The organism is Clostridium sp. (assembly GCF_030532265.1).
In the GTDB taxonomy this organism is placed as follows: domain Bacteria; phylum Bacillota; class Clostridia; order Clostridiales; family Clostridiaceae; genus Clostridium.
In genome coordinates this window covers 1-15536 of record NZ_JAUNLM010000049.1, presented here as the reverse complement: position 1 = coordinate 15536, position 15536 = coordinate 1, and the positions used below count along the sequence as shown (strand labels likewise).

Here is a 15536-nt window from a genome sequence, read left to right as displayed (position 1 = left end):
ATGGTTTTGTTTTTTCTGGATTTAAATTATCTTCTATAACTAATGCTACTGCAATAAATAGTGAAAATATTACAACTGGTATTATTTTATTATCAACTATTGCAGCTATAGGATTTGATGGAAGCATATCTAATATAACCTTTGAAAATCCAGGTATTTCTCGACTTGTAAAATCAGTATTTCCAACAAATTTCAATCCTTCTCCAACATGAAATAAATTAGCTATTATAATTCCTATAAATGCAGCTATACCTGTTGTTCCAAGCAATATAATAAATGTTTTAACTCCAATTGACTTTAATGTATCTAAATTTTTTAGTCTTACTATACTTGTTATTAAAGAAACCATAACTAATGGTACAACTATCATTTTAATTAATGACATATAACCTTTTCCAACTACATCTAAAAATAAAATATTCTCTTTAAATATAACTCCAAGTACTAATCCTAAAGTAAGTGCTGTTAATGTTGCAAATGAAAACTTATTTGTCTTTTTTCTAACTATGTAAATAATATAAATTGATAATATTGATAATATTATTGATAAAATTAAATTAAAATTAATCATATATTTCTTCTCCTTTAAATTTAGTTTTCTATTTGCTGGCCAACAAATTTATTTATAATTAAAATCGGAAAGTACATGCATTTATATTTAATTAATAAAAAAACCTTCTACCTCTGTAAAATTACAGAGGCAGAAGGTTAAATTCCGCGGTTCCACTCTGATTAGATAATAAAATATCCATCTCAATTTCAAGTACTAATATACTCTAACTCTATAATGGGAGTTCCCATAAAAATCTACTAAATAATTCGACCTTTAAGCTCCGAGGGGCACTTCAATAATACTCCTTACAGGTTATCTCAGCAAACTAACCATTCTCTGTAGTAACTTATATTATCTACTTTCCCTCTTCAACGCATTTAAATTCCGTTTTTAATTGATTTTATGATATATTATTTTTTTTAGCATGTCAATAATTAATTCCGACTAATTTGATAAAAATAATTTGTAAAATTACTAGAAAGATTCTGCACATTTAATAACTCCTTGCATAAATCCTGTTGCAAAATCAATTACAGCTGGAGTAATAACACCTATTTCAACTAAAATAATTCCTAACTTTTGAACTAATGTTAACTTATTAAATTTGCTCTTAAATCCAACTAATAACATTATTCCCCCTATAACCGCTACAGCAGGTAAAAAATATAGAATAATATCCATAGTATAAGCCCCCTTTTATTTTTAAATAATCTTTTGTATAAATTTACATAAATAATTAACAAGCTTATTTTGAAATTTTATAATATTCAAATAAGTTTATAATAATCTCTTTATTTTATAATAATCTTATATTTTATACTTTTAAATAATTTTACATATTTGTTAACATAAATATAAATTTATAACTTAACCTGCCTAAATTAATAAAAGGGGGTTTTGGTTTTATCTTTGTATATTACTAGACTTTCTATTTAACCAATTATAATACTTGTCTTCACATTCTGGTGAATAGAAATTATGATTATTACACCAATAATCCATGTAATAAGTATCTCTATTACATATACTGCATTTATTATTCTCCATACCATATATTGAATTGTATCTTACTAAATCCCCTGAACTTAATTTCATAAAATTCCCTCCGTATAATATAATTATTTATCTTTATATATATATTATATAAATTTTTTGCATTATTATTCATATTATACCTTATTTTATTAATTTTTATACAGTTATTTTTGAATAAATTTTATAATTTTATTTTTATAGAAATTCTCTATAGCTAATAACCGTTTAAAAAGTATTTATATATCCAAAACTTTTTTGTATATATTTTTTTATTTTATTTTTCTTTATTATTATTAAACTGTTTATTTTTTGTTTCTACTTTTAAGACGACATCAGACGTTTTAAATTTATATACCCTATTAATGTTATAGTCAGTTTCTTTAAGGCAAAAAAACTCCCTTTTATTAAAATCTAATTTTTTATTATTAACATCTATGTTTATTTTCTTTTTCCTTATATAACATTTATTAATTTCATCTATATTTTCTTTATAATTTTCTTCATACTCTTTTTTACTATCTTTTTCATAACCTCTTTCTTCATCTTCTTCGTCATAATCTTTATCAGCTTCTAAAGTTAATTCGATATTACTTTTATCTAAATTATCTTCGATAACTTTCTCTTTACATACTCCATTATTTTCTTCAGAAATATTATCTAATCTTTTTAAATCATAATACCCTTCTCCAATAGTATAAAAAGTATAGTTTCCTTCTTCTTTTACAAGCTTACATTCTAAAATATTAAGCTTTATTAACTTTTTAAGCCTTGCTCTAATCATTTCCTTACTTGATATATTAAGTATAGGTAAGCACTCTATTATAAGTTTTGTCTTTATCCAAAAATAGTCTTTTCCATCTATATTTCTATATACTAATTTTCCACTTTTAATAAAATTAACTATGAAATCTATTATCATAATATCTTTTATATCAAGATTTTTATTAAGTAATTTTTCTTGTGAATATCCCATAATAAATTTTCTCATCATACTTACCCCTCTCAATAAAAATATCTCTAATATGTATATATGCAGTTTTATAAAAATAAAAAAAGACTAAGCATAAAAACTTAGTCATAAATTTATAATGAAAAAATATAAATTAAAACAAAAAGATAACTAAAAATTTTTAGTTATCTTTTTAATAATTATAAATTTATTATTTTATAAAACTTTTAAATTAATGATATTAATCTTCTTTGAATTCAATTAAGTTTTCTCCAAGTTTTGAGATACGAGCTAATGAATATACATCATATCCCTTTTCATCTAACATTTTTCTTCCTGGTTGGAATGATTTTTCTATTACTATTCCTATTCCAGCTACTTTAGCTCCAGCTTCCTCAACTAATCTTATAGCTCCAAGAGCTGCTTCACCATTTGCTAAGAAATCATCTATTATTAATATTTTATCATTTTCATTTATGTACTTTTTAGATAATGTTAACTCATAGTCTGATCCTTTTGTGAAAGAATGTACTGTTGTTTGATATACTTCACCATTTAAAATTTTTGAAGTTTGTTTTTTTAATGTAACCATTGGTAAATCCATTTGCATTGCAGTCATTACTGTTGGTGCTATTCCTGAACTTTCTATTGTAAATATTTTAGTTATTCCGTGATTTTTAAAATATTCCTTAAAATATGTTCCTACTTGATACATTAGCTTTGGGTCTACTCCATGATTTAAAAATGAATCAACCTTTAATACAGTATCGCTTAATGCTCTTCCATCTTTTAATATACGTTCTTTTAAAATTTCCATTATACTTATCTCCCCTATCTATAAATTAATCTTCTTTTATGTTCATTAATATTTTTCTAAATTTTCTTCTAATCTGTAACTTCTTTATTTTTGCTTTTATCTTTTAATACTATATTAAGTATTAGTGCAACTATTGTTCCCGTAGAAATTCCTGATGAAAATATCATTTTTAATGATTCTGGTAACTGACTTATAACCTCTGGTCTAAAAGTAACTCCAAGACCTAATCCCATTGATATTGCAATTATAAGTAAATTACGTTCTGTAAGTTTAACATTACTTAATGTTCTAATTCCAGCTGCCGCAACTGTTCCAAACATCATAATTCCAACTCCACCTAAAACTGGACTTGGTATTGCAGTAATTATTGCAGAAATCTTTGGTAAAAATCCTAATATAACTAATAATATACCTGCCATAACAGCAACATGACGGCTAGCAACTTTAGTTAATGATATAATTCCTATATTTTGTGTAAATGATGTATTAGGACATGAGCCTAAAAATCCACCAAGTGCACTACCTACACCATCTGCTAATACTCCACCTGCAACTCTTTTATCATCTCCAGATATGTTAGAAGTTTCTTCTATTGCTTTTATACAACCAACTGTTCCGATTGTTGCTACAAAATAAGCTGGAATAAATGCTATTACTGACTTTATGTCAAATGTAACTCCAAACTCTAATATTCTTGGGAATGAAAAAAAGCTTGCTTCTTTTATTGCTGTAAAATCAACTAATCCCATTGGAATACAAACAATATATCCAATTACTATACCAATTAATATAGATGCACTACTAATTATTCCTTTTCCGTAATTATTTAATATAAGTGTAATTACTAAAACAAACATTGCTATTAAAACATTTTTTAAACTACCATAATCTGATGCACCTACACCACCTGCTGCCCAATCTATTGAAACTGGAAGAAGTGTTAATCCAATTAATGTTACAACTGTACCTGTAACAAGAGGTGGGAAAAACTTCATCAAAGGCTTTATAAAAAAACTTAATATAATTTCAAATAAAGATCCTAAAATTGTTGCTCCTATTATTCCTGGAAGTCCAAGTACTGAGCCTACTGAAATTGCTGGTGATACGAAAGTAAAATCTGTTCCCATAATACATGCCACTCTAGAACCAACTTTACCTATTCCCCTAGCCTGTATTATTGTTGCTAGACCTGATGCTAATATTGATGCACTAATTAATGCAGTAGTTGTTTTTGTATCAAAGCCAAGTGCTGTTGATATTACAAGTGGAACTACTATTATTCCACCAAATGCTGCAAATATATGTTGAAATCCAAATAATATTTTTTTAAATAATCCTAAGTTATCATCAACACCATAAATTAAGTTAACTTCAGTAGCATTTGTACTATCTTTTTTCATTCCTTCATCTCCTTATTGTTTATAATGTTATTTATTGTCATTTGTAATATTGCGTATATTTATATAGAAAACTAAATTGAACTCAAATAAAAAAAGTGTACTTTAATTTTATTGAATATAATAGAAGTTATACTTATAAAAAAACAGCACCTCTCAAAAGCTGAGGTGCTGTCCTTAGATACAATATCATACCTTGTACAACTCCTCGTAGTCCACTAGTTTACGGCTAGTAGGTAGAAACTTCCGGTCCATATTACCGATTATATACGAGTCCGTTTTTTATTATATACGTAGTATTATAACACGAAAACTTATTTTATCAATAGTTTGAATTTATTTCATTTTCTCTTTTATACCTAATATTTCTATTATTTTTTCTAATCTTAATATTTTAATTAATTCTTTTTATAATTTTATTTTGTATAAAAATATTAAAAAATTTTTATAATTTATTTTTCATCATCCCCATAACTATTTTCTCTGCTGTTATAGGAAGTGTTCTTACATTTACTTTAGTTGCATTATAAACAGCATGAGCTATTGCAGGTGATGGTGTGTTTATAACAATTTCTCCAATTGATTTTGCTCCAAAAGGCCCACTTTCCTCAAAACTGCTTTCAAATTCAACTCTTATATTTCCTACATCTAATCTACTTGGAATTTTATATTGCATAAATGAATTATTCATCATTTGACCTTTTTTATTGTATTTTATATCTTCATACAAAGCCATTCCTATCCCTTGAACTATTCCACCTTCTGTTTGAACTCTTGCAAGATTTGGATTTATTATAGTTCCACAGTCAACTACTGCAACATAATCAATTATATCCACATTTCCTGTTAACTTATCCACTTCTGTTTCCACAATTCCAACCATAAAAGGTGGAGGAGAAACTTCTGAATAATGTGATTCACTTGCACTTATTGCTTTACTTCCACCAACTAAACTTCTATTTGCTAAATCTTTAAGTAATATTTCTTTTTCATCTATTAATGAAAAAATTCTTTCTCCATCAAACTCAAGATTTTCAACATTACAATTTAATAATTTTGAAGCTTCTAAAAGCATATTTTTCTTTAAACTTTCACAAGTTTTAACAACAGCCATTCCTGTAAGATAAGTTGTACTTGATGCATAAGAACCTGTGTCATAAGGAGATTGATCAGTATCAACACCATGAACTACAATATTATCAATGTTACAATCTAAACACTCTGCTGCCATTTGAGATAATATTGTATCACATCCAGTTCCCATATCAGATGCCCCAATCATTAAAGTATAAAATCCATCATCATTTAATTTAATTTCAACTGAAGCAGTATCAATTAGTGATATTCCAGAACCCTGCATAGCCATTGCTACTCCAACAGATCTTACTTTTCCATTTCCAACATCTCTACATGGATATTTATTATCCCAATCAATCATCTCTTTAGCTCTTTGTAAGCATTTATCCAAAGTACAACTATTTGCCTTTTCTCCATAATAAGCTGGCATAATATCTCCTTCTTTAACCATATTCATTTGCCTTAACTTAATAGGATCAATATTTAACTTAGCTGCAAGTTCATTTATTGCAGATTCTAATGCAAAAATACCTTGAGTTGCTCCATATCCTCTATAAGCACCTGCTCCCATTGTATTTGAATAAACTACATCATAATTAAATTTATATGCATTTGGAGTGCTATAAAGTGGCATTGACTTATGTGCTGATAGTCCAACAGTTGTAGGGCCATGCTCCCCATAAGCTCCAGCATTTGATAATGTATATATATCAATTGCTTTAATTATTCCATTGTGGTCAGCACCTAAACGAACCTTTATTTCCATCTCATGTCTTGGACTTCCATTAGTCATACTTTCTTCTCTTGTAAATATCATTTTTGCTGGTTTTCCAGTCTTTAATGTAACTATTGCAGGGAAAACTTCTGAAACAACACTTTGCTTTGCTCCAAAACCTCCACCTATTCTTGGTTTAACAACTCTTATTTTTGATTTTGGAATATTTAATGCATTTGCCAATATACGTCTTACATGAAAAGGTACTTGAGTTGAACTTGTTATATTTAGTCTTCCGTAAGTATCAAGTTCTGTAAATGTTCTAAATGTCTCCATCATAGCTTGATTATTTGCTTTAGTGTGATAAGTTTGTTCTATTATATGGCTACATTTACTAAATTCTTCTTCTACATTACCATGTTCAAATCCACCTGTTGAGCAAATATTTCTTTTATTATCAGCTCCAACATCACATAATGTTTTAAAATTTTCTTCTGGATGAACTAAAATATTATTGTCTTTAGCTTCTCTAAAATCTAATATTGCATCTAAAACTTCATACTTAACTTTAATAAGTTTTATAGCTTTATCAACAGACTTTTCATTAGTTCCAGCAACAATAGCAACAGGGTCTCCACAACATCTAAGTCTCTTATCCAAAATTAGCCTATCGTATGGACTTGGTTCAGGATAAGATTGTCCAGCCATTGTAAATCTTGAATTTGGAACATCTTTATAAGTTAAAATACATTCAATACCTGGAATCTTGCTTGCTATATCTGTATTAATATCTTCAATTAAAGCATGAGGATGAGGACTTCTAAGAAGTTTTACAACAAGTGCATTAGCTGGAAGTAAATCTTCAGTATATACTGGTTTACCAGTTAATAATGCCATAGCATCTTTTTTTCTTATTCCTTTATTTACATACTTCATTTATTAGTCCTCCTTTAATGAATTTAAATATTTTTTAACAGCTCTAAGTTGTCCCATATATCCAGTACAACGACAAAGGTTGCCAGAAAGATAATTCTTTATTTCATCTTCAGTTGGATTATTAAGTTCTCTTTTCATAGCTATTACATTCATAACAAATCCAGGACTACAAAATCCACATTGCTCTGCTCCTTCATCTGCCATAAAGGCACCAAATTCTTCTGCTTCTTCTTTTAAACCTTCAATAGTTGTAACATGAAGTCCATTTGCTCTAACGGCAAGAGTTGAACATGATAATATTGGCTTTCCTTCTAAATGTACAGTACATAATCCGCAATTTGAAGTTTCGCATCCTCTTTTTACACTAAAAAATCCCTTACTTCTTATAAAATCAATTAATAAAGTATCTTCTAATATGTCATCTTCAAAAATCTTATTGTTAATCCACATTTTAATCTTCATAGTTACCTCCAGTAATTTCACATATTCCTCTCTCTACAAGAACACTTGCTAATATTGCTCTATACTCTTTACTACCTCTCATATTGCTTTCAAATTTCATTTCTTTAGAATTTCTATCAAGTAATAATTTTATTTCTTCTTTAGTTGGTATTTCACTTAAAATTTCATCACTATTTTTAATAAAATCTGCTCTCTTAGGTCTTGCACCTAATACAATTTGCCACTTACCATTAAACCTTGATGCACAGCAAGTAAGTATTGGAATATCTGTTGCACTTAATCTTTGTGTTAAATATGAAACCTTTCTATTATCTTTTTTTATTATAATTCTCACTAATATATCATTATCATAAGGCATGTCCTTATACACACTTAAAGGTATAATTCCTCCTTTAAATAACTCAACATATGTATCTAAGGCTAAAAGAGATGTAAGTATGTCTGAAAACCCAAATCTTGAATATATACTTCCACCAATAGTTGCTACATTACGAAACTGAACGCCAACTATATTCATTAAGCTTTTTGCTATAACTCCATCAAAATATGAATTTAATGAAGCATTCACTTCTAAATCTCTTAAAGTACACATACACCCTATATTAAAAGCATCTTCAGTTTCTTCAATTTTATTAAGTCCAAGTTTTGATAAATCTATAGCTGTTTGTATATTACGTTCTCCCATTTTAAGCCAGGCTGTTCCGCCTAAAACAACATTATTCTTTTTTTGATTTAACTCATAAGCTTCTTCTAAACTTTGTGCTACTACATAATTTTTAATAGTAAACATAAACAAATTCCCTCCGCAAAAAATCAATAAAACTCTTAATATATTAAATTTAATTAATAATGTCTCAAAACAATCTAAAATCTATATTTAAGTAAATATTTATAAAAAAATAAGCAAATAATTTTAACTTACACTATTAATTTGTAAATCTTTTTCTTTTATAACTTCATCTTCACTTTTTTTCTTTGGCAAAATTAAATTTACAACTGTTGCTATAACAAAAACCATAACTATACTATTATGAGCAAAAACTTGTGTTACCCATTCTGGAAGTTTTGCTAAAACTTCTGGAACATATCCAATTCCAACACCAATCCCAAGTGCTAAGGCTGCAATTAAACTATTTCTTTCATCTAATCCTTCTCTCATTAATGATTGAATTCCACTAATTAAAATCATTGAAAACATAATAACAGCTGCTCCACCTAAAACTGATTGAGGCATAACAGAAAATAAAGCACTAAGCTTTGGAATAAATCCTGATAATATTAAAAATACTGCACCTGTCATAATTACAAATTTATTTACTACTTTAGTTACTGCAACAAGCCCTGCATTTTGTCCAAAAGCTGTGTTTGGAAGAACACCAAACATTGATGCTATACCACTTGCTACCCCATCTGCAATAACTCCTCCTGATAACTCATTATCTTTTGGATCTCTATTTAACCCACCAACAGTTATTGCTGAAATATTTCCAATAGTTTCAACTGCTGTTGCTACATACATAATACTCATTGAAATAATTGCATCGATCTTAAATTGAAATCCTGTTACAAAAGGCTTTGGCATACTAATCCAAGCTGCTTCTTTAACAGCAGTAAAATCTACCATTCCTAAAAATATAGACAAAATATAACCAACTACAATCCCAATTAATATAGATGAAACATTTAAGAAACCTTTTTTACATTGTTTTAATGCAATAATTACTAATACAACTACAGTTGCAACAATTAAATTTTTTGGTGAACCAAATTCATCAGAACCCGAACCTCCACCAAAATATTTAATTCCAACTGGAAGTAATGAAAGACCTATAGAAATAATAACAAGGCTTGTTACTATTGGAGGAAACAACTTTTTAAGAGGTTTTATAAAAAATCCTAATATAATTTCTAAAATTGCTCCAATTAATGATGCTCCCATAATTGCATCATATCCATAGGTTAACCCAATAACCTTTTCTGTTCCTATAAACCCAGAGCTTGTACCCATAACTATTGGAAGTCCACTTCCCACTCTAAATTTTGGATATAATTGAATTAATGTTGCAATACCTGATATAAACATTGCATTTTGTATTAATATAGATTTAGTCCCTATATCAATATTTAACAACCCACAAATAATAATAAGTGGTGAAACATTTCCTAAAAACATTGCAAGAACATGTTGAATACCAAGAGGAACTGCTTCCTTTAACTGTACCCTTCCTTCTAATTCATAAATACTTCCTTTTTTCATTCTGTTTTCCCCCTCAATTCTCTAGAAGTTTATCTAATAATCAAAAAAACAGCACCTCATCCGTCCATGAGGTGCTGCTTTTTTGGTGTATACATTTTATTTTTATCGTGTATATACTATAAGGAGCCCTCGTAGTCTGCTGTTTTACGGTTAGCAGGTAGAAACTTTCGGACCATATTACCGATTATATACGAGATTTTTTATTTTACATACGTATTATAACACGAATTTTATATTTTTCAAGTTTTTTATTATTCGTGATTTTAATTAATATAATTAAATTTTTATTGAAATATTATTTATTTTTATTACATATATTTTTATTGCAATTATTATTTGTTATACAAGCTTTTTTACATAATAATAAATAAATTATAGACACTAATACTGAGACAATTAAAACTCCAATAAATAAAAAATTTTTATTAAAGTTATATATAAACGCTGATACAATGGGACTTACTGCATATCCAGTAGCTTCAGATGCTCCAACAAATCCAAAAACTATTCCTTTTATATTTTCATTTTCTCCAAATTCTGAAAGCAAACTTTGAAGAGATGCATTTAAAAAAGTAGCACCTAAAAAATATATTATTATAATCACTGTAAACATAGGTATATTTCTAAATATTGATAGGCCTAGAAGTGATAAATTCATAACTATAAAAGAAATAAATAATTGTCTTTTGTTACCTATTTTATCACTTGTATAACCACCTATTGGAGCTCCAAAGCCAAATATAAATAAATATATTGATATAATCATAGATGTATATCCCAAAGATGCTCCAAGTACATCTTGACCATAGAAAGGAAATATTGATACTACACACCCATATATAAAATCACCTAAAAAAGCTATAACCCCTAAAAGTAAGATTTTACATCCTAATTTATGTTCTTTTATATCTTTTACTATTGTTTTTATTCTATTTAAAAACTTTAATGATTTATCCTTTTTCTCTTTAGCACTTTCTGATTTTTTTATTTTAAATATAGTAAATATTAAAGTTAATAAAATCCCTATTGAAGAAATATAAAATACTAAATTATAATTATTAAACTTTGCAATTATAAATCCAGCAATTGCAGCTCCAATACCTCCTCCAAGAGTAAAAACTGAAGATGCAAATCCTGTACACTCTCCCCTTCTCTTTTCATCTAAAGACCTTGATAATACTGAAAATGTAGCAGGTGCTGCCATACCTAAAATTCCTCCTTGAATAACATAAGTAAAACAAGCTATGAAATTATTAGGTGCTATAGTATAAGCAAATGGAACAAAAGTCATTAATCCTAAAGCTATCATTAAAAGCAATTTATCTCCTATTGCATCTGATACTAATCCAAAAGGAATTTGAGCTAATGCTTTACTAACTCCGTAAAGTGACATAAATATTCCTATAACTACTGTGCTAACTCCTATTAAATCAAAATACAAAGGTATAATTGGAATCATGAAGCTATAACTAATACCAAAAATAAATCTTAAAATACAAAACTGTCTTAATTCCCTTTTCTGAAATAAAACACTATTTTTTATTCCCATATTTAAACTTCCATTTCATTAGTTAAATAAGACTTAAATTCACTTTTTAAATTACTATTCATAATATTTAATCTCCTCTGAATTTAATTATTTTTGGTAATTATTATTTAATTTAGTATTTCTCATTTAATATTTAATAATTCATAATAAAAATAATTATTATATTTTTTTATATTAATTATTAAATTTATTAATAATATTATCTTTACGTTAACTTTGTAAAAAGCATCTATATTTAATTGAATTTTTAAATCTAACCTTCTAAAATTTAAAAGGAAAACGTATACAAAAGATAAGGAGTGATTTTATGTCATTAAGAAAGTTAATTAAGTATTCTTGCTTTACTTTAGCGGCATACTTAGCTATTGTTACCAATGCTTTTGCTTGTACTACAGTAGTCGTTGGTAAATCTGCTACTACTGATGGTTCAACAATTATAGCACGTAATGAAGATGCTAAAACAGCTTGGACTAAAAGGTTTGTTGTACATCCTAAAAAAACTACACATAAAGTAGAAACTTATAAATCAAAAGGAAATGGATTTACATATAAGCTTCCAAAAACAAGCTATAAATATACTGCTACTCCTGAATGGACAAAAAAAGATGGGGAATTTGAAGAAGCAGGAATTAATGAACATGGAGTTGCAATGAGTGCAACAGAAAGTGCAACTGCAAATGATAAAGCACTTAAAGCTGATCCACTAGTAAAAAACGGAATCGGTGAAGATTCAATGGTTACTGTTGTTTTACCATACATAAAAAATGCAAGAGATGGAGTTGAAAGACTTGGAAAAATAGTTGAAAAGAAAGGCTCTGCTGAAGTTAATGGAGTAATTTTTTCTGATAAAAATGAAGTTTGGTACATGGAAATAGGTTCTGGACATCATTGGGTTGCAACTAGAGTACCTGATTCAAAATATGCAGTAATTCCAAATAAATTATGTATTGATAAAGTTGATTTAAAAGATACTAAAAATTACATGGGTTCAAAAGATTTAGTTAAATTTGCTAAAGAAAAAAACTTATATAATCCAAAAAAAGATAAATATTTTAGCTTCAAAAAAGCTTTTGGAACAGAAAGTGAAGAAGACGCTAAATATAATAATCCAAGAATGTGGGATGGACAAAGAATTTTAACACCTTCTTTAAAACAAAATATAACAAGTAAAAATTTTAAAATGTTTTTAAAACCAGATAAAAAAATATCTGTATCTGATGTTAGTACAGTTTTAAAATCTCACTTTAACGGAACTCCATATGACCCTTATGGAGATTACAAAGGAAAATATAGACCTATAAACGTTGCATTTACAATGGAATCTCATATATTACAATGTAGACCAAATCTTCCAAGTGATATAGGATGTATACATTGGATATCTCTTGGAGTACCTGAAACAAGTGTATTTGTACCTTTCTATTCTGGAATAAATCAAACACCAAAACAATACAGAGAAGGAACAGACACACCTGATACAAATTCAGCTTACTGGACTTATAGAACAACTGGTGCTTTAACTACACCTTACTATAATGATTATATGAAGAAATATACTAAACCTCAATTAGATGCTATTCAAGATAAATTAAATAATTCTTTAAAAGCTAGTGACAAAGAAGCTCTTAAACTTTATAAGAGAAGTCACAAAAAGGCTGAAAACTATATGACTGAACACTGTAAAGATATTTCTAATTATTCATTAAAACAAGTTAGAAAATTAAATGGTGATTTATTAAAAGCAACAACTTCACAAACACCAGTACATCATAATAGTAATTTATAGTATTAAAAGTAAATATTTATTAAAATAGCAAACACTTAAATAATACCTAATAATGCTTTAAATATTATTAGGTATTATTTTATTTTCAATTTGTTTTATTAATTTTTACTTTCATATAAACATTTTATTTCTTTAAAATAATTATTGTATTTATCACTTTTACTATGAATATATAGTCTTTCTGATGCTCTTGTCATTCCAACATATATAGTTTTTCTCTTCAATATTTCTTCTGGGTCATCTCCGTTAAATATACTATCCATAGATGTTAAAAATACAACTTTTGCTTCGAGCCCCTTTGCAGAGTGATATGTTGTTATTACTATATTATCTGACATTTCATTTTGATCTAAATCCTTAACATATCCCATTTGATATCTTATACTTTCTACACAACTATTTTTTATATTATCACAAATTTTCTTAGTTGCTGCTAATACCAAAAAATCTTCGTTTTTATATCCTTGTTTTTTAAGCTCTATTATTTTATCTCCAATTAACGAATAATTACCAGTTATAAAATCTATACTTCCATCATTTAAAGAATTTAAACTTTTATCTTCTGATTCATCAATATAAAACTTTTCAACTTCTGCTTTTAATTTCTTATTATTTTTAAGAAAATCCAGTGAAATATTCATATGTTGTTTGGCACTTCTATAGGATGTCTTTAAAAACTTTGATCTTCCTCTCATGTCAATTCCAATACTTTTCCAACTAATATCTCTATCATTATAAATGCTTTGAAGCCTATCACCTGCAAGGAATATATTCTTAACCTCTTTTCCATTTTTATCAGTATAATTCTTACAAAGCTTAACACAGAGTTCTATCCACTTCATATAAAAATCTTGATATTCATCTATTAAAATAGCATCATATGTTGGTTTAACTTTTTCAATTGCAATTTTAACAACTTCTTCTCTAAACCACTCATTAATGTCAATATTACTTGGTCTTCGCAAATTATTTATTATCCTATTTACTTCGCTATGAAAATTTCTTATTTCTATATTTTCTAAATTAATATCATTATTATTTATATTATTTTTAAAGTTTTCTGCAATTTTATCAAGCTTACTATTTAACTTATAACTAAGAGATTTATTATAAGTTAATATAAGAACTCTCCAATCTGGATTTTCTTTAATTAAATGAATAGCTCTTGATAACAAAATTACAGTTTTTCCACTACCTGGTATACCAGTAACCATATAATTACCTAAAGGTATTTTCTTTGCAAATTCTTCTTGTTCAAAATCTAAAGCTTTTATATCTTCTAATAATTCATGACTTTTTTCAACATTTACTATTTCAATTTCTGGAAATAAAGCTACTCTAATTTCCTTTAAATCTTGTTCTGAATAATTAACCTCATAAGAATTAAAAATATTATCTAAATTAATATTTAAAATATCATTTTTAAATAAATACTTAACACTTTTATTAAATAATCCTTTTAAACTTTCCTTTTCTTTTATATCCTTATTCATATTAGTGAATATAACACAAGTACTTATGTCTTCTTCATTTATATTCTGAAAATCTCTAGAAAAAGCTGCACTACTTAGTATACTTTTATAACCTTTTACTTGAATAATAGGATTATCACATTCAAGATCTAAAAGCTTAACTTTTCTCCTATTTACATTAATAATATAGTCTTCTGACCAATCTTTTACTTCTAATATTGATATTCCTCTTTTTTGATCTATAACTATAAAATCTGGTCTTTTTCCTGAAATTGTACTTTGAACATATATATATACTTCATCAATTGTATTCTTGTAAGCATTTTTTAATCCTTCTAATACTTTGCTTTCTCCTTTTGTTAGTTCATGGGATTTATTTACTGATATTTTTATTCCCATATTTACTCCTAATAAAATTAATTTACACTTATTAAATATATTCAAGAATATTTATAAAAATACTCAAAACACTCTATTCCATATTATTACTTAATATCTAATACTTTCATTAATAATGCTATAATATAAATG

Annotated in this window: 13 protein-coding genes, 2 riboswitches and 1 other annotated feature; of the genes, 1 reads left to right on the top strand and 12 read right to left on the bottom strand. The window is 27.0% G+C overall.

Annotation, left to right across the window (positions count from 1 at the left end):
• From Q4E08_RS09705 to Q4E08_RS09655, 11 genes are all read right to left on the bottom strand, one after another.
• A partial coding sequence (locus Q4E08_RS09705) for a dicarboxylate/amino acid:cation symporter (RefSeq protein ID WP_303130564.1) occupies nucleotides 1-571 on the bottom strand: 571 nt, incomplete at its 3' end.
• Nucleotides 572-693: 122 nt separating this feature from the next.
• Nucleotides 694-934: a binding site (T-box leader), on the bottom strand.
• Between the two features lie 93 nt (nucleotides 935-1027).
• A complete protein-coding gene (locus tag Q4E08_RS09700) occupies nucleotides 1028-1234 on the bottom strand; it encodes a hypothetical protein (RefSeq protein WP_303130562.1) in 207 nt (68 codons plus the stop codon).
• A gap of 222 nt (nucleotides 1235-1456) precedes the next feature.
• Nucleotides 1457-1648 carry a hypothetical protein gene (locus tag Q4E08_RS09695; RefSeq protein WP_303130560.1) on the bottom strand — a complete coding sequence of 64 codons (192 nt, stop codon included), beginning with the start codon at nucleotides 1646-1648 and terminating at the stop codon, nucleotides 1457-1459.
• 214 nt (nucleotides 1649-1862) lie between these two features.
• A complete protein-coding gene (locus Q4E08_RS09690) occupies nucleotides 1863-2579 on the bottom strand; it encodes a hypothetical protein (RefSeq protein ID WP_303130558.1) in 717 nt (238 codons plus the stop codon).
• Nucleotides 2580-2778: 199 nt separating this feature from the next.
• Nucleotides 2779-3354 carry a xanthine phosphoribosyltransferase gene (locus Q4E08_RS09685; RefSeq protein ID WP_303130556.1) on the bottom strand — a complete coding sequence of 192 codons (576 nt, stop codon included), beginning with the start codon at nucleotides 3352-3354 and terminating at the stop codon, nucleotides 2779-2781.
• 68 nt (nucleotides 3355-3422) lie between these two features.
• Nucleotides 3423-4754, bottom strand: coding sequence for a uracil-xanthine permease family protein (locus Q4E08_RS09680; RefSeq protein ID WP_303130555.1), 1332 nt, complete (start codon nucleotides 4752-4754; stop codon nucleotides 3423-3425).
• Between the two features lie 188 nt (nucleotides 4755-4942).
• A riboswitch (purine riboswitch) is annotated at nucleotides 4943-5044 on the bottom strand.
• A gap of 152 nt (nucleotides 5045-5196) precedes the next feature.
• Complete coding sequence (locus tag Q4E08_RS09675) at nucleotides 5197-7479, bottom strand: xanthine dehydrogenase family protein molybdopterin-binding subunit (RefSeq protein ID WP_303130554.1); 2283 nt, start codon at nucleotides 7477-7479, stop codon at nucleotides 5197-5199.
• A gap of 3 nt (nucleotides 7480-7482) precedes the next feature.
• Nucleotides 7483-7941, bottom strand: a complete 459-nt coding sequence (locus Q4E08_RS09670) for a (2Fe-2S)-binding protein (RefSeq protein WP_303130553.1) — start codon at nucleotides 7939-7941, stop codon at nucleotides 7483-7485.
• Nucleotides 7931-8731: a xanthine dehydrogenase family protein subunit M gene (locus tag Q4E08_RS09665; protein ID WP_303130551.1), complete on the bottom strand. Its 801-nt coding sequence runs from the start codon at nucleotides 8729-8731 to the stop codon at nucleotides 7931-7933. Before Q4E08_RS09665 ends, Q4E08_RS09670 begins: the two co-directional genes overlap by 11 nt.
• A gap of 123 nt (nucleotides 8732-8854) precedes the next feature.
• Nucleotides 8855-10198 (bottom strand): uracil-xanthine permease family protein, encoded by a 1344-nt coding sequence (locus tag Q4E08_RS09660; RefSeq protein WP_303130550.1) that lies wholly within the window; start codon nucleotides 10196-10198, stop codon nucleotides 8855-8857.
• A gap of 112 nt (nucleotides 10199-10310) precedes the next feature.
• Nucleotides 10311-10412: riboswitch (purine riboswitch) on the bottom strand.
• An 81-nt stretch (nucleotides 10413-10493) separates the two neighbouring features.
• Nucleotides 10494-11747, bottom strand: a complete 1254-nt coding sequence (locus tag Q4E08_RS09655) for an MFS transporter (RefSeq protein WP_303130548.1) — start codon at nucleotides 11745-11747, stop codon at nucleotides 10494-10496.
• A gap of 307 nt (nucleotides 11748-12054) precedes the next feature.
• Here Q4E08_RS09655 and Q4E08_RS09650 point away from each other — a divergent pair, with 307 nt between their 5' ends.
• Nucleotides 12055-13533 (top strand): C69 family dipeptidase, encoded by a 1479-nt coding sequence (locus Q4E08_RS09650; RefSeq protein WP_303130546.1) that lies wholly within the window; start codon nucleotides 12055-12057, stop codon nucleotides 13531-13533.
• Between the two features lie 98 nt (nucleotides 13534-13631).
• Here Q4E08_RS09650 and Q4E08_RS09645 read toward each other — a convergent pair whose 3' ends face one another.
• Nucleotides 13632-15404 carry a UvrD-helicase domain-containing protein gene (locus Q4E08_RS09645; protein WP_303130544.1) on the bottom strand — a complete coding sequence of 591 codons (1773 nt, stop codon included), beginning with the start codon at nucleotides 15402-15404 and terminating at the stop codon, nucleotides 13632-13634.
• Nucleotides 15405-15536: the final 132 nt, after the last annotated feature.

What these genes read in the sequence shown, in the direction of transcription:
- Q4E08_RS09700 (WP_303130562.1), bottom strand. Translation starts at nt 1,234, where the DNA reads ATGGATATTATTCTATATTTTTTACCTGCTGTAGCGGTTATAGGGGGA.
- Q4E08_RS09695 (WP_303130560.1), bottom strand. Translation starts at nt 1,648, where the DNA reads ATGAAATTAAGTTCAGGGGATTTAGTAAGATACAATTCAATATATGGT.
- Q4E08_RS09690 (WP_303130558.1), bottom strand. Translation starts at nt 2,579, where the DNA reads ATGATGAGAAAATTTATTATGGGATATTCACAAGAAAAATTACTTAAT.
- Q4E08_RS09685 (WP_303130556.1), bottom strand. Translation starts at nt 3,354, where the DNA reads ATGGAAATTTTAAAAGAACGTATATTAAAAGATGGAAGAGCATTAAGC.
- Q4E08_RS09680 (WP_303130555.1), bottom strand. Translation starts at nt 4,754, where the DNA reads ATGAAAAAAGATAGTACAAATGCTACTGAAGTTAACTTAATTTATGGT.
- Q4E08_RS09675 (WP_303130554.1), bottom strand. Translation starts at nt 7,479, where the DNA reads ATGAAGTATGTAAATAAAGGAATAAGAAAAAAAGATGCTATGGCATTA.
- Q4E08_RS09670 (WP_303130553.1), bottom strand. Translation starts at nt 7,941, where the DNA reads ATGAAGATTAAAATGTGGATTAACAATAAGATTTTTGAAGATGACATA.
- Q4E08_RS09665 (WP_303130551.1), bottom strand. Translation starts at nt 8,731, where the DNA reads ATGTTTACTATTAAAAATTATGTAGTAGCACAAAGTTTAGAAGAAGCT.
- Q4E08_RS09660 (WP_303130550.1), bottom strand. Translation starts at nt 10,198, where the DNA reads ATGAAAAAAGGAAGTATTTATGAATTAGAAGGAAGGGTACAGTTAAAG.
- Q4E08_RS09655 (WP_303130548.1), bottom strand. Translation starts at nt 11,747, where the DNA reads ATGGGAATAAAAAATAGTGTTTTATTTCAGAAAAGGGAATTAAGACAG.
- Q4E08_RS09650 (WP_303130546.1), top strand. Translation starts at nt 12,055, where the DNA reads ATGTCATTAAGAAAGTTAATTAAGTATTCTTGCTTTACTTTAGCGGCA.
- Q4E08_RS09645 (WP_303130544.1), bottom strand. Translation starts at nt 15,404, where the DNA reads ATGGGAATAAAAATATCAGTAAATAAATCCCATGAACTAACAAAAGGA.